This window comes from Bradyrhizobium sp., from assembly GCF_049519115.1.
Classification (GTDB): Bacteria; Pseudomonadota; Alphaproteobacteria; order Rhizobiales; family Xanthobacteraceae; genus Bradyrhizobium.
On record NZ_JBEKRB010000005.1, the window covers coordinates 75152 to 96821 of the forward strand.

The 21670-nt window shown below is 61.1% G+C and carries 25 protein-coding genes, 1 other RNA gene and 1 pseudogene; 8 read left to right on the top strand and 19 right to left on the bottom strand.

Annotated elements, in window-relative coordinates; genetic code table 11:
• Positions 1-16 precede the first annotated feature (16 nt).
• Entirely contained in the window at positions 17-982 is a 966-nt protein-coding gene (locus ABSE61_RS06330) for a 2-hydroxyacid dehydrogenase (RefSeq protein WP_423870231.1), read from the top strand.
• Between the two features lie 20 nt (positions 983-1002).
• Here the strand turns inward: ABSE61_RS06330 and ABSE61_RS06335 are convergent, their stop codons facing one another.
• From ABSE61_RS06335 to ABSE61_RS06380, 10 genes are all read right to left on the bottom strand, one after another.
• Entirely contained in the window at positions 1003-1470 is a 468-nt protein-coding gene (locus tag ABSE61_RS06335; protein ID WP_423870232.1) for a nuclear transport factor 2 family protein, read from the bottom strand.
• 132 nt (positions 1471-1602) lie between these two features.
• A complete protein-coding gene (gene ybgC / locus ABSE61_RS06340) occupies positions 1603-2076 on the bottom strand; it encodes a tol-pal system-associated acyl-CoA thioesterase (protein WP_423870233.1) in 474 nt (157 codons plus the stop codon).
• A 58-nt stretch (positions 2077-2134) separates the two neighbouring features.
• Positions 2135-3046 (bottom strand): metallophosphoesterase, encoded by a 912-nt coding sequence (locus tag ABSE61_RS06345; RefSeq protein ID WP_423870234.1) that lies wholly within the window; start codon positions 3044-3046, stop codon positions 2135-2137.
• 86 nt (positions 3047-3132) lie between these two features.
• Entirely contained in the window at positions 3133-3510 is a 378-nt protein-coding gene (locus ABSE61_RS06350) for an NUDIX hydrolase (RefSeq protein WP_423870235.1), read from the bottom strand.
• A gap of 23 nt (positions 3511-3533) precedes the next feature.
• A complete protein-coding gene (gene ruvB / locus ABSE61_RS06355) occupies positions 3534-4583 on the bottom strand; it encodes a Holliday junction branch migration DNA helicase RuvB (RefSeq protein ID WP_423870236.1) in 1050 nt (349 codons plus the stop codon).
• Complete coding sequence (locus tag ABSE61_RS06360) at positions 4580-4999, bottom strand: cytidine deaminase (protein ID WP_423870237.1); 420 nt, start codon at positions 4997-4999, stop codon at positions 4580-4582. Before ABSE61_RS06360 ends, ruvB begins: the two co-directional genes overlap by 4 nt.
• 18 nt (positions 5000-5017) lie before the next feature.
• Positions 5018-5446: a hypothetical protein gene (locus tag ABSE61_RS06365; protein ID WP_423870238.1), complete on the bottom strand. Its 429-nt coding sequence runs from the start codon at positions 5444-5446 to the stop codon at positions 5018-5020.
• Positions 5443-6060, bottom strand: a complete 618-nt coding sequence (gene ruvA, locus ABSE61_RS06370; RefSeq protein WP_423870239.1) for a Holliday junction branch migration protein RuvA — start codon at positions 6058-6060, stop codon at positions 5443-5445. Before ruvA ends, ABSE61_RS06365 begins: the two co-directional genes overlap by 4 nt.
• Positions 6057-6584 (bottom strand): crossover junction endodeoxyribonuclease RuvC, encoded by a 528-nt coding sequence (gene ruvC / locus ABSE61_RS06375; RefSeq protein WP_423870313.1) that lies wholly within the window; start codon positions 6582-6584, stop codon positions 6057-6059. The genes ruvA and ruvC overlap by 4 nt, the downstream gene beginning before the upstream one ends.
• Positions 6585-6777: 193 nt before the next feature.
• Positions 6778-7524 carry a YebC/PmpR family DNA-binding transcriptional regulator gene (locus ABSE61_RS06380; protein ID WP_423870240.1) on the bottom strand — a complete coding sequence of 249 codons (747 nt, stop codon included), beginning with the start codon at positions 7522-7524 and terminating at the stop codon, positions 6778-6780.
• 197 nt (positions 7525-7721) lie between these two features.
• On the opposite strand from ABSE61_RS06380, the gene ABSE61_RS06385 reads away from it, so the two are divergent.
• From ABSE61_RS06385 to ABSE61_RS06400, 4 genes are all read left to right on the top strand, one after another.
• On the top strand, positions 7722-9479 hold the full coding sequence (locus ABSE61_RS06385) for a methyl-accepting chemotaxis protein (RefSeq protein WP_423870241.1): 1758 nt from the start codon (positions 7722-7724) through the stop codon (positions 9477-9479).
• Between the two features lie 12 nt (positions 9480-9491).
• A complete protein-coding gene (locus ABSE61_RS06390) occupies positions 9492-10919 on the top strand; it encodes a methyl-accepting chemotaxis protein (protein WP_423870242.1) in 1428 nt (475 codons plus the stop codon).
• A 108-nt stretch (positions 10920-11027) separates the two neighbouring features.
• Entirely contained in the window at positions 11028-11597 is a 570-nt protein-coding gene (locus tag ABSE61_RS06395; RefSeq protein WP_423870243.1) for an inner membrane-spanning protein YciB, read from the top strand.
• A 142-nt stretch (positions 11598-11739) separates the two neighbouring features.
• Positions 11740-11973, top strand: a complete 234-nt coding sequence (locus ABSE61_RS06400) for a hypothetical protein (RefSeq protein WP_423870244.1) — start codon at positions 11740-11742, stop codon at positions 11971-11973.
• Between the two features lie 816 nt (positions 11974-12789).
• Here the strand turns inward: ABSE61_RS06400 and ABSE61_RS06405 are convergent.
• The 6 genes from ABSE61_RS06405 to ABSE61_RS06430 all read right to left on the bottom strand — a co-directional run bounded on the left by ABSE61_RS06405 (position 12790) and on the right by ABSE61_RS06430 (position 16220).
• Entirely contained in the window at positions 12790-13110 is a 321-nt protein-coding gene (locus ABSE61_RS06405; protein ID WP_423870245.1) for a BrnA antitoxin family protein, read from the bottom strand.
• Entirely contained in the window at positions 13038-13358 is a 321-nt protein-coding gene (locus ABSE61_RS06410; protein ID WP_423870246.1) for a BrnT family toxin, read from the bottom strand. The genes ABSE61_RS06405 and ABSE61_RS06410 overlap by 73 nt, the downstream gene beginning before the upstream one ends.
• Before the next feature lie 62 nt (positions 13359-13420).
• A complete protein-coding gene (locus ABSE61_RS06415; protein ID WP_423870247.1) occupies positions 13421-14245 on the bottom strand; it encodes a TIGR00282 family metallophosphoesterase in 825 nt (274 codons plus the stop codon).
• Positions 14246-14824, bottom strand: coding sequence for a 5-formyltetrahydrofolate cyclo-ligase (locus tag ABSE61_RS06420; protein ID WP_423870248.1), 579 nt, complete (start codon positions 14822-14824; stop codon positions 14246-14248).
• 78 nt (positions 14825-14902) lie between these two features.
• Positions 14903-15063: non-coding RNA, 6S RNA (gene ssrS / locus ABSE61_RS06425), on the bottom strand.
• A 137-nt stretch (positions 15064-15200) separates the two neighbouring features.
• Positions 15201-16220, bottom strand: a complete 1020-nt coding sequence (locus ABSE61_RS06430; RefSeq protein WP_423870249.1) for a 1-aminocyclopropane-1-carboxylate deaminase — start codon at positions 16218-16220, stop codon at positions 15201-15203.
• Between the two features lie 142 nt (positions 16221-16362).
• Here ABSE61_RS06430 and ABSE61_RS06435 point away from each other — a divergent pair, with 142 nt between their 5' ends.
• Positions 16363-16842: an Lrp/AsnC family transcriptional regulator gene (locus tag ABSE61_RS06435; protein WP_423870250.1), complete on the top strand. Its 480-nt coding sequence runs from the start codon at positions 16363-16365 to the stop codon at positions 16840-16842.
• Between the two features lie 67 nt (positions 16843-16909).
• On the opposite strand, the gene ABSE61_RS06440 is transcribed toward ABSE61_RS06435, so the two are convergent.
• Positions 16910-17539 carry a DUF1989 domain-containing protein gene (locus tag ABSE61_RS06440; RefSeq protein WP_423870251.1) on the bottom strand — a complete coding sequence of 210 codons (630 nt, stop codon included), beginning with the start codon at positions 17537-17539 and terminating at the stop codon, positions 16910-16912.
• Between the two features lie 110 nt (positions 17540-17649).
• Between ABSE61_RS06440 and ABSE61_RS06445 the strand changes: the two are divergent.
• Positions 17650-18620, top strand: a pseudogene (locus ABSE61_RS06445) (LysR family transcriptional regulator).
• Between the two features lie 31 nt (positions 18621-18651).
• Here ABSE61_RS06445 and ABSE61_RS06450 read toward each other — a convergent pair.
• Entirely contained in the window at positions 18652-19035 is a 384-nt protein-coding gene (locus tag ABSE61_RS06450; RefSeq protein ID WP_423870252.1) for a cell division protein ZapA, read from the bottom strand.
• Complete coding sequence (locus ABSE61_RS06455) at positions 19032-19352, bottom strand: DUF4164 domain-containing protein (RefSeq protein ID WP_423870253.1); 321 nt, start codon at positions 19350-19352, stop codon at positions 19032-19034. Before ABSE61_RS06455 ends, ABSE61_RS06450 begins: the two co-directional genes overlap by 4 nt.
• Before the next feature lie 273 nt (positions 19353-19625).
• Here ABSE61_RS06455 and tkt point away from each other — a divergent pair, with 273 nt between their 5' ends.
• A complete protein-coding gene (tkt, locus tag ABSE61_RS06460; protein ID WP_423870254.1) occupies positions 19626-21611 on the top strand; it encodes a transketolase in 1986 nt (661 codons plus the stop codon).
• The last annotated feature ends 59 nt before the right edge of the window (positions 21612-21670 follow it).

The window sequence follows — 21670 nt, forward strand, 5'->3', positions numbered from 1 at the left end:
GAAAGACGGAATACCGATGAAAAAAGGAACGTTGGCGCTGCTGATTCATAGCGGCACCGAAAACTGGTCGCCGGACCGCTGGAAGCGCCGGTTTAACGACGTGTGCGCCGACCGCCCGGTCTGGGTGGCGTCGGAACAAGGCGGTAATCCAGCCGACGTTCACTACGCCGCGGTCTGGAAGCCCGCACCGGGCGAGTTGGCGTCTTTTCCGAATCTTCGGGTAATTTTCAACCTCGGGGCTGGTGTCGATGCACTGATGGCGGACAAAACCCTGCCGAAAGTGCCGGTGGTGCGCGTCTCCGTCGGCGATCTCACCGGCCGGATGACGGAATATGTCGTGCTGCATGTCTTGATGCATCACCGCCAGGAACTCTACTTGCGCGACAGCCAGCTCGAAACGCGATGGCAACCGAAATTCCAGTGGTCGGCCGACGCCCTGACGGTCGGGGTCATGGGGCTTGGCACGCTGGGATCGGATGCGGTGGAAGTTTTGGTGCGGCTCGGCTTTCAGGTGGTAGGCTGGAGCAACAGCCCCAAGACCATCAAAGGCGTCGAATGCTTTTACGGCAAGGCACAGCTCGACGCGTTTTCGCGGCGCGCCGACATTCTGGTCTGCCTCTTGCCGCTCACACCCGAGACGCGCGGTATCCTCAACCGCGAGCTATTCGCCAAATTGAACCGCTCAAGCCCGATGGGCGCGCCGGTTCTGATCAATGCCGGCCGCGGCGGCTTGCAGAACGAAACCGACATTCTCTCTTGTCTTGACGACGGCACACTCGGTGCTGTCTCGCTCGATGTCTTTGCAACCGAGCCGCTGCCGCCGGACAGTCCGTTCTGGACCCATCCGAAGGTCGTGCTGACCCCGCATAACGCCGCCGACACCGATGCCGACGAGATCTCGAAATATGTCGCGCGCCAGATTGAGCGGTTCGAGGCCGGAGAGCGGCTTGAGAACCTCGTCGATCCGGCGCGGGGATATTGACACCCCGCGCAGCGCGACCCTCAGAACGGGCTTTCGCTCAAGCCCGGGACATCGGCCGGCCGAGGTCCGGGCGCGGCCCAATGAAAGCGGCGGTCCTTTTCCGCAATCGCGATGTCGTTGAGGCTCGCCTCGCGCCGGCGCATCAGCCCCTGCTCGTCGAACTCCCACTGCTCGTTGCCGTACGAACGATGCCATTGGCCGGACGCATCGTGCCATTCATATTGAAAGCGCACCGCGATGCGATTGCCGTCGAATCCCCAGAGATCCTTGATCAGGCGATATTCGAGTTCTTTCTGCCATTTGCGCGTCAGAAACGCGACGATCGCTGGACGTCCCTCAAAAAACTCGGAGCGGTTACGCCATCGGCTGTCTTCGGTATAAGCGAGCGCCACGCGTTCGGGGTCGCGCGAATTCCAGGCGTCTTCCGCCATGCGCGCCTTCTGCGCGGCGGTGTCTCTCGTGAACGGCGGTAACGGCGGACGTGACATGATGAGCTCCCGGATGCTATGCGCCGGCGACATTATCGTGACGATCGGGGAAGTCGATGGCCATCATTCTATCGGGTGATTGCTATAATCAATTGATGGAGAGCCCATCAACGATGACCGTGATCAAGACTTCTATTCGAAATCGGCCTTCATCAACTGCCGCAGTGATTTCGGGATTGGCTGCGCCCGCCCCTCGCTGATAAAGGCGACGCGCACCTCGGCGGTGATCAGCACATCGGCGCCGCGCCGCACTTCCTGCGCCAGCGTGATCGAGGCCCCCTTCACCGCGACCGGCCAGGTCACGATGTCAAGCACGTCGTCCATCCGCGCCGGTTTGAGGAAATCGAGCTTCATCGAACGCACCACAAAGGCAAAGCCGGGCGTCTCGGTCTGCGCTTCAGCAAACAGTGCGTGCTGCTCGGCGCCCATCAACCGCAAATGATTGGTGCGGCCGCGCTCCATGAAGCGCAGATAATTGGCGTGATAGACGATGCCGGAGAAATCCGTGTCCTCGTAGTAGACACGGATCTGCATGTGATGGCGGCCGTCGCGGATTTCGCCATCGAGATGAGAGAAAGTCACGTGCGGCCCTCGATCGTCTTCCATACGATCGTTTTGCGCAGAATCGGCGCGCCGTGCAAGCGGCCGCTACTATGATTAGTGGCTACGAAACGATCGGACCGGTCTCGCCCACCGTCACCAACACGATCTCCGGAGGAACACCGAGCCGGAACGGCACGAAGCTGCAACCAAGGCCTCCGGACACAACGACATCGCAGTTCATCCGGACGTGACCATAGGTTAGAAGCTGCCCCGAGGGCGCAATCGGCGACCAGCCGAGCACGCGCACCTGCCCCCCATGCGTATGGCCTGAGAGCTGAAGCGCAACGCGTGAGGGCACGCGACGGGCCACATCCGGCTCATGCGCGAGCAGGATCACCGGCGCATCGTCCGTCACCTTGCCGAGCGTGGCGCCGAGATCGTCGACGCCAACCCGCTTGATGGCACGGTATCGCCGCGCCGGAGCGTATGCCAATTGATCGCCAAGACCGGCGAGCCAGAACGGCTGGCCAGCCTTGTTCAGGCGCTGGACATCATTCTCATAGACCGGAATGCCGGCCGCTTCGAGCGCGCGGCGGGCGACTGTGGCGCCAACGCCCTCGCGTTGCACCGTCCGGTCATCCCAGTAATCGTGATTGCCGAGGATCGCGTGCACCCCGAGCGGCGCCTTGAGACCCGATAGCACCGAGGCCCATTCATCGGCCGGAATAAATCGCGTAACGTTCCGGTGACCGGCGACATAATCGCCAAGCAGGACAGTGGTGTCCGCGTCGAGCGCGTTGGTGTGTTCGACAATCGTCTGGATACGTTGCAGCGGCATCCAGGGATCGCAGGCATGAACATCGGCGATGACGGCGATCTTGAGTTTCAAATCGGCCGGCCATTGCGGCGGCGAAACCTGATAGCGCGTGACGCGAAGCTGCAGTTCGGGTTCGCTGAAGCCATAGGCAACCGTCGAAACGCCGGCAACGCCGAGGCCGGAAAATGTACGCAGGAAATGACGGCGCGAGAGCATGGCAACTCAGTTGTGATGCAGTTTCCTTACTGGCCAGCAAATAGAACTGAATTGGGGAGCATTCTTGCAGATATCCAGCAGTAACCTTAACCCTGTGACGCCAACGGTAGCACATGGTCGCGCGTCAGGGGCGCCATATGAATGTCGGGTGGCGAAGCCGGATCGACCCAGATCGCTTCGTCAATCTCCCGGCTCGGCGAAATCTCCCCGGTCACATCGACGCGATAGAGATTGGCCTCAACGCGAAAGCCGGGCTCATTCGCGGCTACCGCATCGAACGCCCCGAGAGGCAGAACCGAGGCGGGATCGAGAACGCAGCCGAGTTCTTCCGATATTTCACGGGCGAGCGCGGTGATGTCGTCTTCACCGGCGTCGAGCTTGCCGCCCGGCTGCATGAAGGCTTTTGTGCCGCGCTTGCGTACGAGCAACACACGCCCGGAATGGTCGCGTATCAAAGCAGCCACGATTCTGATCGTGCCAACATCCATCATTCGTCCTCGCTGTCGTTACCGAACAAGCCAAACTGCGATGGGTCGCGCGTCGGCTCAGCAAGGCCCAGATGGCGGAAGGCGTGCGAAGTCAACAACCGCCCGCGTGGGGTGCGTTGCAGGTAGCCGCATTGAATCAGAAACGGCTCGATGATGTCCTCGATCGCGTCACGCGGCTCCGACAGGGCGGCGGCCAATGTCTCCACGCCAACCGGGCCACCGCCATAGTTCATCGCAATCGTCATGAGATAGCGGCGATCCATCGCATCGAGACCGGCCGCGTCGACTTCCAACGCGCTGAGCGCGTGGTCGGCAATCTTCCGATCGATCGAATCCGCATCCGCCGCGGAAGCAAAATCCCGTACCCGCCGCAACAGCCGCCCCGCGATGCGCGGCGTGCCGCGGGCCCGGCGGGCGATTTCGTTCGCGCCATCGCTCGTCATGCCGATCTGGAGCACACGGGCACCACGGGTGACGATCTTTTCCAGTTCGTCTTCGGTGTAGAAATTCAGCCGCACCGGAATGCCGAAACGATCGCGCAACGGATTGGTCAAAAGACCCGCGCGCGTCGTCGCGCCAACCAACGTGAACTTCGCAAGCTCGATCTTCACTGAGCGCGCCGCCGGTCCCTCGCCGATCATCAGGTCAAGCTGAAAATCCTCCATCGCGGGATAGAGCACTTCCTCGACCGCCGGGCTCAGGCGGTGGATTTCGTCAATGAACAACACATCGCGCTCTTCGAGATTGGTCAGAAGGGCTGCGAGATCGCCGGCCTTGGCGATCACGGGACCGGAAGTGGCACGAAAGCCGACGCCGAGTTCGCGCGAGACGATCTGCGCCAACGTGGTCTTGCCGAGCCCAGGCGGGCCGACGAACAGTACATGGTCAAGCGCCTCGCCGCGCTTGCGCGCGGCTTCGATGAAAATCGAAAGGTTCTTGCGTGCCTGCGCCTGGCCGACGAATTCGGACAGCAGTTGCGGACGCAACGCAGTATCGCCGACGTCGTCGCTGCGGCGCTCCGGCGTCACGATGCGGGAGGGCGGGTTCATTCGTTGCCCCGGCGGTATTTGTTGGGCAACAACTCGCCGATCTTCACCACCTTCGGCGCGCGGCCGTTATCGGGCACGATGACGCGCGCTTTGGCGTCGTAGTCGTGGATCAGTTCGCGGCAAATGCCGCAGGGCGAGACCACCGCGATCTTGCCCGGCTCGTCCGGTTTCGGATGACGCACCGCCACCATGGTCTCGATGCCGTGGTCGCCGCTCTCGGTGATGGCGCGCCCAATTGCAATGGCTTCGGCACAGACCGCGATCCGCCCGATATAGGCGTCGATATTCACGCCCGTGATGATGCGGCCGTCGCGGGTGCGCATCGCAGCCCCCACTTCCTGCCAGTCGTTGCGATAACGCTTGCTGATCGCCTTGGTAGCGGCTTCGATCAGTTCCTTGTCTTTTTTGCTCAGCATGGTCGACCCGTCACCCACTCACCGATAATCAGATTTGCTTGCCACAATCCTCGCGCAAAGCAACTGGCCGGGACTCGTCACCAGCAACCAGTACATCAGTTTCCAGCGGTCGCTTTTGTTGATCAAATAGCGGCTATCAGAAATATTTTGATAAGTAGCGAACAATCCGCACACCGGAATCAACGCGAGCAGAACCAACCAAAGCGGAATACGTTTGAAAAACGAAAAGTATAGCGCGGCCAAAGTTGCGGCCAATAGCAGACCCGGAAAAGCCCAAACCAATGTCAGAACCGGTGCACCAAACCATGGAAAAAGCACGTCTTCATACGGGATCGGCGGATCTTGAACGAGAAACAGGACGCGCATAGTCATCCACATCACTAAACAAGTGGTGCCAGTTCCTCCGACCAAAAAAATCGCAGAGACGCGCCCCGTCGCCAGTTTCACTTCGCCAATTCCTTCAGGCCCAGCCGGATGAGTTGCGCCGTCTCGGCTTTTTCGCCGGCACTCCGCGAGGCCGCGGCGATCGCGGCCGCCGCCTGCGGCTGACCGTAGCCGAGATTGACCAGTGCCGAGATCGCATCCGTCACGGGACGGGGGCTGCGGGAATCGTCGATTGCGCCCGAAAGACTGACCACCGCGGGATCGACATTGGCGAAGGCAGGCACCTTGTCCTTCAATTCGGTGACGATGCGCTCGGCGACCTTGGGACCGACGCCCGGCGTGCGCGCCACGGCCGCCTTGTCGCGCAGCGCGATGGCATTGGCCAGATCCGATGGCGTCAGCGTGCCAAGCACGGCGAGTGCGACCTTGGCGCCGACGCCTTGCACGGTCTGTAACAGGCGAAACCACTCGCGCTCGATATCGCTCTTGAAGCCGAACAGCTTGATCTGGTCTTCGCGAACATAGGTCTCGATCGACAACACCGCCGCCTCGCCTGCCGCCGGCAACGATTGCAGCGTTCGCGAGGAACAATGCACCTGATAGCCGACGCCGCCGACGTCGAGGATGGCGAAGTCCTCGCCATAGGAATCGATTAGGCCCTTGAGCTTGCCGATCATAGACCGACCACCTTGAGCCGCATTGTCGCAGCGCCGCGATGATGCGCATGCGTAATCGCGATGGCGAGCGCATCGGCGGCGTCAGCAGATTTCGGCTCGGCCTTGGGCAAAAGCACCTTCAGCATCACCAGGATCTGGTTCTTGTCGGCGTGGCCGGCACCGACCACGGTCTTCTTCACTTGATTCGGCGCATATTCCGAAACCGAAATTCCAAACATTGCCGGCGCCAGCATCGCCACGCCGCGGGCCTGCCCGAGCTTGAGGGTGGCAACACCGTCCTTGTTGACGAAGGTCTGTTCGACCGCGGCCTCGGCAGGGCGGAAATCGCCGAGCACGGCGGCGAGCCCCTCGTGAATGGCGAGCAGGCGGCTTGCCAGCGGTAGCGTGTCCGGCGGCTCGACCGAACCGCAGCCAAGATAAATGAGGCGGTTGCCCTCGATCTCGATCACGCCCCAGCCGGTGCGGCGCAGACCGGGGTCGATGCCGAGAATGCGGATGGGTGTGCGAATCGGCGGCGAAGACATGGGCATTTTATACCCCATGCCACAGATTCGCGCCTAGCGGCGCCAAGACACAATCAACGGCGGAAGCTCTTCCAATTCGTCATTGCGATCGCTGGCGAAGCAATCCAGTCTAAAAGCGAGCGGCGGATTGCTTCGTCGCTAACGCTCCTGTGCGCAAACGCTCCGCGTTTGTCGCGGGCAATGACAGCTAGAGCTAACCACCCATCTTGGCGACCAGCGCGTCGGAGACCTCGAAATTGGCATAGACGTTCTGGACGTCGTCATGTTCGTTGAGAAGGTCCATCAGCTTCAACAGCTTCTCGCCGGTTTCGTCGTCCACCGCGACGGTATTTTGCGGCTTCCAGATCACGGCCGCTTTCCGCGCCTCGCCGAATTTCGCTTCCAGCGCCTTGGCAACATCGCGAAAGGTTTCCTGCGAGGCGTAGATTTCATGGCCGCTTTCGCTCGAAACCACATCGTCGGCGCCGGCGTCGATGGCGGCTTCCAGCATTGCATCGTCGGACGCCGCCTTGGCGTCATATTCGATCACCCCGGTGCGATCGAAGATGAACGAAACTGCGCCGGTTTCGCCGAGATTGCCGCCGGATTTGGTAAAATAGGAACGGATATCGGAGGCGGTGCGGTTGCGGTTATCGGTGAGCACTTCGAGGATGACGGCCACGCCGCCCGGACCGTAGCCTTCATAACGGATCTCGTCGTAGTTCTCGCTCTCGCCGCCAAGCGCTTTCTTGATAGCGCGCTCGATATTGTCCTTCGGCATGTTTTCCTGCCGCGCGGCGATCACAGCCGCGCGCAGCCGGGGATTCATCGCCGGATCGGGCGTACCCAACTTCGCAGCCACCGTGATTTCCCGCGCCAACTTGCCGAACAGCTTCGACTTCTGGGCGTCCTGGCGGCCCTTGCGGTGCATGATGTTCTTGAACTGGGAATGTCCGGCCATGCGTCTTTTCGGGTCCGTGCGGGGTGATTTGGATGGGAACGGCGGCCTTATAGGCCTGACATCCGTCAAAATCAAAGATTTGGCAGCACTTTCGGTATGCAGGTAGAGGAGACTGCCGCTAAATCAGGCATTTGTTAACCATGAGTTCATGGCGGGGTGGGAGGATGACACCATCATACCCGCGGCCGAGAAACCGAATGGCCTTTGGATTGTTCCGGAAATCCGTGCCCAAACTGACCGCGCCTGGCCTTGAGGCCCAGGCGAAGCCGGCTGTTGCGGCCGCGGTTGCGGATAACTCGGAAGCCGAATCGAGCCGGCAGATTCTTGAACTGCTCGAAATCGAACTCGGCGGCATGATTCGGCAGCTGGAGCGCGCAGCAAGCTCCGTTGCCGGCGGCGCGGAGGCCACGGCCGCCACGCTGTCGGCCGTCCGCCAGCGCACCGACGCGCTGAGCCTGCGCTCGAACGAAGCCCAGAGCACCGCGGCCACCTTCTCGCAGGCCGCCGGCAAATTCGCCGATTCCGCCGAAGGCATCGGATCGCAGGTCCGCGACGCCGGCAAGCTCGCGGATGAAGCGGGCGCCGCCGCCCATGATGCGAGCCTCAATGTCGACCGGCTCAAGGAATCTTCCGCCGCCATCGGCAATGTCGTCAACCTGATCTCGCAGATCGCCAGGCAAACGACGCTGCTGGCGCTCAACTCGACCATCGAGGCGGCACGCGCAGGCGCTGCCGGACGCGGCTTCGCGGTGGTCGCCTCCGAGGTCAAGGCGCTTGCGGTGCAAACCCAGGATGCGACCGAAGAGATCAAGAAGAAAATCGACGCGCTGCAACGCGACGCCGCCGGATCGGTCGAGGCGGTGCACCGGATTTCGGTAGCGATCCAGGCGATCCGCCCGGTGTTCGAAAACGTCAACGGCGCGGTGGCCGAGCAGAACCAGACCACCAGTGAGATGACCGGGAACGTCGCTACCGCCTCGAACTTCATCGCGTCGGTCGGCGACAGTGCGGCGGAGATCGACCACGCGGCAAAAGAAGCCGAGGCGCATCGCGAGCATGTCGCCAAGGCCGGCAAGGATGTCACGCTCTTCGCGCAGAAGCTCAAATCCCGTTGCGCGGTCCTGCTCGGCAAGGACATGGGCTCCAACCAACGCAAGCGCGAGCGGCTGCCGTGCAATCTGAAGATCGACGTCGAGACCGCGCAAGGCCGCATCACCGCGCAGGTCTACGAAATTTCCATCGAGAACATCCTGATCAGCGGACCGGAAGCCGCCAAGCTGCCGCTCGGCCAGATGCTCAACGTCACGCTGGAAGGCGTCGGAGAATGCAAGATCCGCAGCGGCGAGCGCTCGAATGCGGGTGTTCAGGCGAGCTTTATTTCCAATGATGCCACCTTCGTCGAGAAGATCGAAGACCAGCTCTGGTCGATCCACGACGAGAACACCGATCTCGTGACGCGCGCGATGGAGGCCGGAGTTCAACTCCGCCGGATGTTCGAACAGGCTGTCTCCAGTGGTGCGGTTTCGATCGATGCGCTCTTCGATAGTGACTACGTCGAGATGGCCGGCACCAATCCGCTTCAGCACCGCACCCGCATTCTCGACTGGGCGGATCGCGCGTTGCCGCCGTTCCAGGAAGCCTTCCTCGCCAAGGATCCGCGCATGGTGTTCTGCGTCGCGATCGACCGCAACGGCTATCTGCCGGTGCACAACAAGATCTATTCCCATCCGCAGCGCCCCGGTGACGTCGCCTGGAACACGGCCCACAGCCGCAACCGGCGGATTTTCAACGACACCGCCGGACTTGCCGCGGGCCGCAACCAGCGCACTTATTTGATCCAGAGCTACGCCCGCGACATGGGTAACGGCGTCACGGTGATGATGCGCGAGATCGACGTGCCGATCCGCGTCCAGGCGCGGCACTGGGGTGGATTCCGCACCGCCTACAAACTGTGACGCGAAGCAGCGATGTCGACTACCGCAACCATTAGACAAGATGACAGCGCGGCGGGCCGGTCGGGCCACGACCACCTGGTCGACCAGCTTGCCGGCCGGATCGGCGGCCTCGGGGTCGAGCTTGCGGATGTTGCGGGCAATCTCAAGGAAGTTGCTGGCCGCGTCTCCACGCAGGCCGATCGTTTCAATCGTCTGGAAAAGACCGCCGAGACGATGGTTTCCGCCAACCGCGACATCGCGACCGCCTCGGGCGCGGTGCAAACGGCGACCTCGGCTGCCGTGGCAGAAATCAGCCAGTCGCGCGCGGTTGTCGAGACGGCGGTGCAGCACATCACCGAGTTGATCTCCGCCGTGGGTCAGATGGAAAGCCGCCTTGGCGCCGTCGGCGCTGCACTGGCGCAGGTCGCCAAGGTGTCGGGCTCCATCGAGGCGATCGCCAAGCAAACAAACCTGCTGGCGCTCAACGCCACGATCGAGGCGGCCCGAGCTGGAGAGGCAGGAAGGGGCTTTGCCATCGTTGCCAGCGAAGTCAAGAACCTTGCGGAAGCAACCCGCCAGGCAACGCTTCAGATTGGCAATACGGTGCGCGACCTTGACGGTCAGGTTGGCAACTTGATCGGCGAGAGCAGTGAGGCTTCGCTGCGAGCAAACAATGCCAGTGAAGGCGCAGAGAGGATCAAGGGCATCATCGCTCGCGTTCAGGACGGCTTTGCGTCGGTGAACCAGGAGATTGACGGCGTCGCCAAGGCGACAACTTCCAATCTCGGGCATTGCGATACGGTAATCGAAGAGCTGCGTCATCTCGCAAAGGATGTCGATCTGTCGTCGACCGACCTCAAAAATGCCGATGATCGCGTTGCCAGGCTGCTCGACCTTTCCGAAAATCTGATCACGCTGATCTCCGACAGCGGCGTCGAAACTTCTGATACGCCATTGATCAGCGCCGCGATCGAAACCGCCAGGCAGATTTCGGCGGCATTCGAGGCCGCCATCGAACGCGGCGAAATCCGTCTCGATCAATTGATGGACGAGAACCATCGCGAAATTCCGGGCACCGATCCCAAGCAATACGTCACCGACTACGTCGAATTCACCGACCGCATCCTCCCGCCGATTCAGGACCCGTTGCAGAAGACCGATCCCCGCATCGTCTTCTGTGTGGCTTGGGCCAATAGCGGCTATCTCCCGACCCACAACCCGAATTACCGCCAGCCGCAGGGGCCGGACCCGGTCTGGAACAATGCCAATTGCCGCAACCGGCGTTTGTTCGGGGATCGGGCCGTGAAGAAGGTGGCCGCCAACACCAAGCCGTTTCTTCTGCAAACTTACCGGCGCGATATGGGCGGCGGCAATTTCGTCCTGATGAAGGACGTCTCCTCCCCGATCTACGTGCGCCGCCGCCGTTGGGGGGCTTTCCGGATCGGCTTCCGGCAATCGTGAGGCTTTGATCTGCGATCCGCACTGAAGTGCAATGCGCACGGGAATTTCTCGCCAAGCCACGATCGACGGCGTATGCTGGCTGTGCCTGGAGCGGAGCTTGCGGACCGGATGAAGAATTTATTGCAAGCCGCAAAATTGCTTCTCCTCGATCTGGCCTCGACGTTCGTTTTTCTTGTTCTTTATCTCCTGACGAAAAACATCACGCTTTCGGTTCTGCTCGCAATGGCGCTGGGCGCCGCTCAGATCGGATGGGAGTTCGTACGCAAAAAGCCAATCGACTCCATGCAGTGGATAAGCCTCTTCGTGGTGCTGGCTACCGGAACGACCGCACTGCTCACCGACGATCCGCGCTTTGTCATGATCAAACCGAGCGTGATCTATTGTATCGTCGGCATTGCGATGCTGAAGCCTGGATGGATGAACCGCTACCTGCCGCCGGTCGCGATCGAACTGATACCGGATATCGCCACCATCTTCGGCTACGTTTGGGCGGCCCTGATGTTCTTTTCGGCAGCTCTCAGCCTCATCGTGGCCTTCAACTTCAGCATCACTACCTGGTTGGCATTCATGTCGATCTACGGCATCGCCAGCAAAGTGGCGCTGTTCCTGATCGGCTACGTCACCATGCGAACCATCGCCGTCCACCGCCGCGCCCGGCTGTCGGCGGTCCCGTCCTGACATCACGCACCCGCAATCCTCGCCGCTGTCGTCGTCTGTTCATGTGCGCCTCCTATAAGCCGGGCTTGTTTTGGTTCGGCATGATCTTTTCGGAAAACCGCTGCACACGTTTCCGGATCATGCTCCAGCGGAGGAAATTGCGATGGCCGGAGAGCATCCCGAACTCGACGAACTGCAAGCCACCTACAAGGCCGCGGTGGAAGCCTGGATTGCCGCCATCCGCAAGGAAGAGGCGCTTGTGTCGGTCAACCACTCGGTGGCCGAAGTCGACAGATGGGAGCAGGCGCATTTCGAGGAAGATGAGATGCGCAGCGCCGTGAAGGACGCCAAGGCGAAATACGAAGACGCGCTGCGCGAAGAGTTTTTCGGGTTCTAGCGTTCGCCCGCCCTCTTCTTTCTGATTCAACTGTCAAACAGCCAAGGCGCACGCCCACGAAGCAACCGCTCTTTTCGTCATGGCCGGGCTTCGTCCCGGCCATCCACGTCTTCGTCTCAAGAAAGCAAGACGTGGACCACCGGGCGCTGGCGAGCGGAAGCGACGCCGTTCTTCGAACGGCTATGCCCGGTGATGACAGTCGAGCCATACGTTCCCGCTCTCGCGACGCCACTGCGCCCGAGTTGTGCATGATCTTCCCTCCGAAATAGAGGGCACAGGGAATGCCGGTGCACGAAACGCACCCGCAGCCTCGTATGCAAAAATAGAAAGCATACGAGCGTAGTCACCGCAGGCACGCCGGAAGCGATCCGGCATTTCCTGCACGACGGTGTTACGGCTTATTTCGTGCTCTCCGGCGATCGGGCTTTTTGTCACCGTCCCCGGTGCGATGCGCAAGCATTGTCGCGAGTTGACGCCGGCATCGGGGCGTCAGGACCACACGGCTTCGCGGTCCGCGACGTGCGCTGTTCGTCTCCAGCGCCCACGCGTCCACCGCATCCCGCACCCAACGTCCGTGACGATCGCGATACGCCCCTTTTCGGGTGCAGGATGGCGCGAGGTCTTAAAGATGATTTGCCCGACGGCGAAAGCGAATTATTTTTTCGAAAAGGGCTGTACAGGGCTTTCGCAAAATTGCCCGACGGGCAAATCAGTTATTCACCAGCCGTCATTTGCCCGCGTCCGTGGAAGGCGTAGCCCGCCCCTCAGATGGTGAGATACGCTGATGTTGTCCTACGGGCTTATCGTAGCTAACGGCTAACGGCGAAATGTCCCAACGCTGATCCGCCCGCGCTTGCGCTTCACGGCCTTGCGTAAGGTCTCATCTATCCGCGACTGCCAGCCCACCCCCGTCGATTTGAAGTGCTCAACCACCTCAGCACTGAGACGCAGTGACACCAGCTTCTTTGTAGGGGACTTATTTGGGCCTCGTCCCTTTCGAAGCGAAGCGGAAAGATCCGGAAAGACTTCTGAAAATGGTCTGGCGCGGGCGAAATCGGACTTCGTTAACTCCGGGTTATTGCTGACGTCTTGCAAATCCCTTTTACTGTAGCCACGGGCTTTCTTAGTGTTCGGCATAGAGTTTCCTTTCGTTCCGGCTCGCGGGCCGCATGCTGAATAATGCTGATGCCTTCACGTCCGAGCCGGGCAAATACAACAACGATAACTCCCCTGATATTTACGCCGATTGCGACCCGGCGCTTGCTGGCGTTGTGGGACGGAATGACCAGGGCATCGTCGAAAAATGTTTCGTTCAGGTCCGCGAAATCTAACCCGTGCTTTTCAAGGTTGGCGACGCGCTTTGGTTCGTCCCAAACAATTTTCATAACTAATTTGTAGCTACAATTTAGTTGTTTTAAAGTCATTTACGGCCGAAAGACGCCGTGCTTTACCCCACCCAAAACTCCGGCAGCGCCGGCGCCAATCGCCCACCCACGCGCACCGGCGCAACCTCTACCGCGAGCCCGGTCGCGTCATCCGTCTCGACCGCGACGCCGGACAGCGTCGCTGGCCCCAGTGCCGGCTCGAAGCGCGCCGCCGGAATGCCGGACGTGAACCGCCGCATCGGCTCATCCTTTTGCATGCCTATGATCGAGTCGTAATCGCCGGTCATGCCGGCGTCGGTCATATAGGCGGTGCCGGCGGGAAGAATTTGATGGTCGGCCGTCGGCACATGGGTGTGGGTGCCGACCACAAGGCTGGCGCGGCCGTCGCAGAAATAGCCGACCGCCTGCTTTTCGCTCGAGGCCTCGCCGTGGAAATCGACCACCACCGCATCAGCCGCTTCGCGTAACGGACAGGCCGCAAGTTCGCGGGCCAAAATTGCAAAGGGATCGTCGAACGGCGTCATGAAAACGCGGCCGATGGCGTTGATCACGAGCACACGCTTTCCGCTCTTGGTGTCGATCAAGGCGGCGCCGCGGCCGGGCGTGCCGGGCGGAAAATTCGCCGGACGAATGAGGCGCGGCGCGCGCTCGATGAATACAAGCGCCTCCCGCTGATCCCAGGCGTGATTACCAAGCGTGATCGCGTCGGCGCCGGCATCGAGCAATTCCTGATAGATGCTTTCCGTGATGCCGAAACCGCCGGCCGCATTTTCGCCGTTGACAACGACGAGGTCGAGCGACCAGTTGCGGATCATCCCGGGCAGGTGCTCGGCGACCGCGGTGCGGCCGGACCGGCCGACGACGTCGCCTACAAAAAAGATACGCAATTAAAGACTCCGAAAATCGAACGCTTTCTTTTCCGTTAGCACATAATTGAGCGCGACGTCGTGCGCGAGCGCGGGGACAGCCTTAATTTCCTGCGCGGCAAAGGCCACGCCAATGGCCGTGATCGGTTTCGCTTTGCGCAAATGCGCCAATGTAAAATCATAATGTCCGGCGCCGTAACCGATTCGATGCCCGAGGCGGTCGAAGGCGGCCAGCGGCACCAGCATGACGTCAGGAACGAGTTCAGCCATGGCCGGGGACGGTTCGAGAATGCCGAGCGGACCGAGCGTGAGGCGATCGCCGGGTACCCACGCGCGGAAGACCAACGACTTGCCGCGCGCGGGGACGGCCGGCAGCGCGAGTTTGGCGCCGTGGGCTGCGAGCGCGCGCATCAAGGGTGCGGGATCGAGTTCGCTTCGGATCGGCGAATAGCCGGAGACGATGGTCCCAGTGGCGATTTCGAACGGCAACCCGCGCGCGGCGAGCTTTTCGCTGGCTGTCGTGCGGGCAGCCGCATCCATCGCGTCGCGCGCATCCAGCGCGATTTTGCGCAAGTCACCTTTCGATGGAGTTGCGGTCATGCGGCCGTGCTCTGTCGCTGGTGGAGGCACGCTGGAAATCGAGTACGTAAGAAAAAGCAAGTACGTAAGAAAAAGAAGTGCGAAGCCGCGGTCGCCGTTGAAGCGCTCGATCCCGGAGTTCCCTACGAAAGTAGGTGGGCACCATGTGACCGGATCCACGGACCCGGCCAGGGACAGTTCCCTAAAGGATCGATAAGGCCCCGGGGATATATGGCTCCTGACGAACGACGCAGCCTCGCCGAACCAATGTAACAACGAAGCAGCCGAATAACCAGCGGCGTGAACGGATGGCGTTATTGCCGTCCTTTTAGAGCTACTTCGGCGGACATGACGCTTCCAGTCGCGGCCGGCACGCCCCCAGCGAGATGCGCCAACTCTAGCCGTTCCGGTAGGTGTAGCTGTAGCCGTTGAGCGCCGGAGCCCCGCCGAGATGCGCGTAAAGCACCTTGGCTCCATCTGGAAAGAAGCCCTTTTTGACCAGATCGATCATCCCTTGCATGGACTTGCCTTCATAGACAGGGTCCGTGATCATGGCCTCGGTCCGCGCGGCGAATCGGATGGCGTCGTTGGTTGCGTCACTCGGCACTCCGTAGGCAGGATAGGCGTAGTCTTCCAGAATGACGATCTCGTCATCGCGCACCTTGCGTCCGAGTTCGACCAGTTCCGCGGTGTGATCGACGATTTGGCGGACCTGCGCGCGGGTCTGCGCAAGCGTGCCGGATGCGTCGATGCCGATGACACGGTGGGCGCGATCATCCGCCGCAAAGCCGACGATCATGCCGCCTTGCGTCGAGCCGGTCACGACGCAGACGATGATGTAATCGAAGGTGATGCCCATCTGCTTTTCCTGGGCGCGGACCTCTTCGGCGAAGCCGACATAACCGAGGCCGCCGTATTTATGCACCGACGCGCCGGCCGGGATGCCGTAGGGTTTGCCGCCGGCATCTTTCACCGACTGGATCGCGTCTTCCCAGCTCTTGCGGATGCCGATGTCGAATCCGTCCTCGACAATCCGGCTCTCGGCCCCCATCAGTCGCGTCATCAGAATATTGCCGACACGGTCATAGACCGCGTCTTCGTGCGGCACCCAGCTTTCCTGAATGACCACGCACTTCATGCCAATCTTGGCCGCGGTTGCCGCGACCATGCGCGTGTGGTTCGACTGAACCCCGCCGATCGAGACGAGCGTGTCGGCATTCGACGCGATGGCGTCGGGAACGATGTATTCGAGCTTGCGCAGCTTGTTGCCGCCCATTGCGAGGCCGGAATTGCAGTCGTCGCGCTTGGCATAAATCTTCACCTTGCCGCCAAGCGCGTCCGTCATCCGCGGAAGATATTCGATTGGGGTCGGGCCAAAGGTCAGCGGATAGCGTTCGAACTTGTCGAGCCTGAGCATATCGATCTCCGGGTCATGCGGTCTGGACGCGGATATAGTCAAAATCCCCGGAAAGGTGTTCTCTAATTTGGATCTCTTTTATACTTTAATAACTCATGATATAGCAGTAACTCACAAATAGCTTCGAAGAATATCGATTTATATGAAAGAATCGTCCACACCTTTGGGGCTGGACCGCATCGACCTGCGCATCCTCCGCCGCCTGCAACGAGACGGACGGATGACGAATGCCGATTTGGCCAAGGCTGCCAATATCAGCCCGGCCACCTGCCATCGGCGGACCCAACGGCTGTTCGATGACGGCTATATTCGTTCCGTGCGCGCCGATATTTCGCCGGCCAAGGTCGAGCGCGGGGCGCTGGTCATCGTCGGCGTGGTCCTCGATCGCTCGACACAGGAGAGTTTTTCCGCCTTTGAAGCGGCGATCAGGAAACTGCCGCTGGTGCTCGACTGCCATCTGGTGGCCGGCGACTTCGATTTTTTTCTCAAGATCCGCGTAAAGGACATTGCCGATTTCAATCGGCTGCACGGCGAGCAGTTGATTGCGTTGCCGGGCGTTCGGCAGACCCGCACGTTCTTTGTCATGAAGGAAGTCGTCGACAACGCACCGCTCGACTTCTAGCGGGATTTTACGGCACACCGTGAGCCCGCCATCACGGCGCTTCAACGGTCGAACCACCGTATTCCTCTTACTCCGCCGCGCTGACAACGACCTCTACAGGGGTGGGCGTAAATCCGGCCGCGGGGTTGTTTTCCTGCGGACAGTTGGAGATCACAACGATCAACGGCATCTCCGCCCGCAGCACCACATAATCGCCGGGCTTTGAAATTCCTTCCGATATCGTCAGTTCGCCATCGGCGGCGAACTTCACCCTCATGAAGAAATTGATGTTGGAGACGATTTCCGACGGCGACATCGCCCACTTGGCCAGTTCGGCGATAAAATTTGTCCGGCAGCTTTCCGTCTTGTCGACCCCGTAGCGAACCTTGTCGATCTCGCAACTACAGCAGCCCGCTAACGTGTCGTGATAGCCGCAGGTGTCCTCGAGCACCGACATCATGGCGCGGGCCCGGTCCGAATAGATCTTCGATCCCTTCGTGATGTAGAGCGACTTGTTCAGCCGCACCGTGGTCGGAATGTTGATCCGGTCGAGCGGGAGCTCGGCGCTGTAGCAGAGGAAGTCGATCGCCTGCTGCCCCTTGGTGTCGATCATCTTCAACGTCTGACCGGGCTCCAGACGCACGGACCATCGTCCCTTCGCTTCGATGGTTTCGCGGCGAATGACAGCATTCGACCTGGTCTCTGCGGCTGTTCCCATCACGTTCTCCTTCACGCATTCAATCGGCCCAGGCCGCTATTGCACCATCGCGTTCAGTCCCGGAAAATAGCAATGTATGGGAATTTACATCAACATTACTGATATAATGCATGCAAATCTCGAACCCGGACCTGACGTCGCTCGCGGTCTTTCGCTCTGTCGTCGAACATCGGAGCTTCCTCGGCGCGCAGGTCGCGCTCGGGCTCAGCCAGTCCGCGGTGAGCTTTCACATCAAGGGCCTCGAGCAGCGGCTCGGCTTCCGGCTTTGCCGGCGCGGACGAAGCGGCTTCGAACTGACCGACCGCGGCGCAATCGTCTACGAACAATCGAAGTTGCTGTTCCTGGGCCTGGGAGCATTTGAAGACACCGTCGGGGGCCTGCGAGACCGGCTTGCCGGAACGTTACGGCTGGGCCTGGTCGACAACACCGTGACCGACCCCGACATGCCGATCTACCGCGTCATCGCGGCCGTCAGCCGAAAGGCACCTGAAGTCATCATCAAGATCGAGATCAAACCGCCGGAGCTCTTGATTTCGGAGCTCGGCAATGGCGGACTCGACGTTGCGATCGTGCCGGAGACGCAGACCTATCGGGGCTTACGCTTTTCGCCGCTGAGAGAAGAGCCGCAGTCGCTGTATTGCGGGCCTCTCACCCGTTGTTTCGCGCAAGCCCCTCCAGGATCGATGCGAAGACGGTAGGACAATATCCGTTTGCAGTCAGGCCTTACGCGAAGGGGTTTGAACTACAGCACGTGCCCGGCGCGAGCGCCAAAACCGCCGTCTCAAGCATGGAGGCCCAGGCCATGCTGGTACTCAGCGGGCTCTACCTGAGCTATCTGCCCGAACACTACGCAAAGGCCTGGGCAAAGACCGGCGAAATGCGATCGCTTTCGCCAAAAATCCCCCGCATCTTCTCGAAATTCTTCCTGGCCACGAGAGCCGAAAAGCGATCGTCAGCGATCCTGGATATCTTCATTCAGGAATTGATCTCACTCGGATCGGAAAGCTCGCATCGGCTAAAGGGTCTGCTGACAAAACCGGCGAAACGGCATCCGCGGAAGGATTCTGGATTGCTTCGCTAACGCTCGCTGGCGACACCGGCAGAAATTCCCCTCACCCGATCGCGACACCGCCGCCCACGGTGCGGTTGAGCACCTGCGTGGTTTTTTCGATGCGGTCGGCGGCGGCGTTGAGCGCATTGGCGACCGCAACTTGCGTGGACTTGGCGCGGTCGGCCGCCACCGAGCGCACGTCGCGCAGCGCCACCAGTTCTTCCTCGAGCGCGCGGATGCGGTTGCCGGCATCCTGCAATTCGTCGCAGACGGTGAGCGCTGCCATCACGGTCAGCCGCGCATCGCCAATCTCGCCGAACTTGCCGCGCAGGCTATCGATCCGCGATTCCAGGACCTCGGCGAGCTTGAGCAGCCGCACCTCCTGCCCTTCCTCGCAGGCCATGCGGTATTGCCGGCCGTTGATGGTGACGTTGATGTGGCTCATGGCATCTCTCCGGCCTCCAGCACCTCGCGGATGGTGCCGATCGCCGCATCGAGCCGTTCGGCGATCTCGCGGTTGGAGCGCTCCAGCCGCTTCGACCGCACCAGCGATCCGTCGAGTTCGTCCGCCAGCCTGGCGCGATCGGCGCCCAATGCCTGGATCCGCGCCGCCAACTCATCCTCATCCCGGTCGGCGTCGCGACGGCGCTCGACCGCGCGCTCCAGCGCGTCCAGCGCCGCCATCAGCCGGCGCGTGGCGGCATCGATTTCGGCGAAAGCCTGATCGGGCTGGCCCGAACCGTTGACCGTATGATCGTCCATGGCATCGCTCATGACAGGCGGACGCTTTTTCGCAAAATCAAGCGCTTGCAAGCAGAAGCTAATCAAGCGCTTGGGAGCGGAAACTTACGTAACGAACAAGGCCAGCGCAACGCTGCAACGGAACTATGCACCGCAAAGCAGGTTGAAATGTTCCACTTCCTTTGACTTTGGCAGGTGAGGTGATATCCAGCCCTCGAATTCAGGTTCCATCCGAGGCATTGGCCTCTTGTAGAAGACTCACCCAAGCACCTCATTATCTGACGGAATTTCATCATGACGCAGGTCGATCACGTCCGCATGGCCAACGCGATCCGTGGACTCGCGATGGATGCGGTCGAGAAGGCAAAATCCGGCCATCCGGGCTTGCCGATGGGCGCTGCCGACATGGCGACCGTGTTGTTCACGCAGTTCCTGAAATTCGATGCTGCCAACCTCGCCTGGCCCGACCGCGACCGTTTCGTGCTGTCGGCCGGCCACGGCTCGATGCTGCTTTACGCGCTGCTCTATCTCACCGGCGACAAGGAGATGACGCTCGACCAGATCAAGCGTTTCCGTCAGGTAGATTCGATCACCCCCGGCCATCCGGAAAACTTCCGCACCAAGGGCATCGAGACCACCACCGGTCCGCTCGGCCAGGGTATTGCGACCGCGGTCGGCATGGCGCTGGCAGAGAAGATGCTGGCCGCCGAATTCGGCAAGAAGATCGTCGATCATCATACCTATGTGCTCTGCTCCGACGGCGACCTGATGGAAGGCATCTCGCAGGAAGCGATCGCGCTCGCCGGCGTTTGGCGGCTCAACAAGATGATCGTGCTGTATGACGACAACGGCATCTCGATCGACGGCCCGACCTCGATTTCCGATTCCGTCGATCAGATCAAGCGCTTCAAGTCGGCCGGCTGGGCGGCCGAACTGATCGACGGCCAGGACCAGGCGGCGATTGCAGCGGCGATCGCCCGCGCGCAAAAATCCAACAAGCCCTCGCTGATCGCCTGCAAGACCACCATCGGCTATGGCGCGCCGACCCGGGCCGGCACCGCCAAAGCCCACGGCGAGGCGCTCGGTGCGGAAGAGCTGAAAGGCGCCAAGGAAAATCTCGGCATTTCGCTGGAGCCGTTCTCGGTGCCCGACGACGTGCTCAAGGCCTGGCGCGAAGTGGGCAGCCGCGGCGCGGCGGCGCGGACCGAGTGGGAAGCGCGCTTTGCCGAGTTGGGACCGCGCAAGCGCGCCGAATTCGAACGCCGGTTGCGGCATGAGCGGCCGGCTTCGCTCGCCAAGGCAATCCGCGATTTCAAGAAGAAGCTTTTGGATAGCCCGCTCAACATCGCCACACGCAAATCCTCGGAGGCGGTGATCGATGTGATCGCGGAAGCGATGCCGATGGAGTTTCTGGCAGGCTCCGCCGACCTCACCGGCTCCACCAACAACAAGGCGAAATCGGCGGTGGGCTTCTCCGCCAAAGTACCGAAGGGCCGCTTCATCCATTACGGCATCCGCGAGCACGGCATGTGCGCGGCCATGAACGGCATCTTCCTGCATGGCGGCTTTGCGCCGAACGGCGCCACCTTCCTGGTGTTCACCGACTATGCGCGGCCGGCGATGCGGCTCGCCGCGCTGATGGGAACGGGCGTGGTCTATGTCATGACCCACGATTCGATCGGGCTTGGCGAAGACGGTCCGACGCATCAGCCGGTCGAGCATCTTTCGAGCTTGCGCGCCATTCCGAACATGCGCGTGTTCCGCCCCTGCGACGCGGTCGAAGTCGCCGAGTGCTGGGAACTGGCGCTCAACCGCACCAACGGCCCGACCGTGCTGGCGCTGAGCCGCCAGAACCTGCCGCAACTCCGCACCTCGGTGCCTGCAGATAATCCCTGCAGCCACGGCGCCTATGAACTGGTCGCGGCCCAGGGCGATGCCAAAGTGTCGCTGTTTGCCTCGGGCTCCGAGGTCGAGATCGCGGTCGCCGCCCAAAAGGATCTCGCCGGGCGCGGCATCGCGACGCGGGTGGTCTCGGTGCCCTCGCTGGAATTGCTGCTGTCGCAGCCGGAAGACAAGCAAAAGGCCGTTGTCGGCAACGCACTCGTGAAAGTTGCGATCGAGGCCGCGGTCCGCTGGGGCTGGGATGCCGTGATCGGACACGATGGCGTTTTTATCGGCATGCATAGTTTCGGAGAAAGCGGTCCGGCCAAGGACCTTTACAAGCACTTCGGAATTACCGCCGAGGCCACGGTTAACGCAGTTCTGAAACGCGTCTCCTAACGGCGCTCGGGCGTTGAGATTGTTGGAAAAAAGGACTAGCTAGGGACCATCTGTTCCGT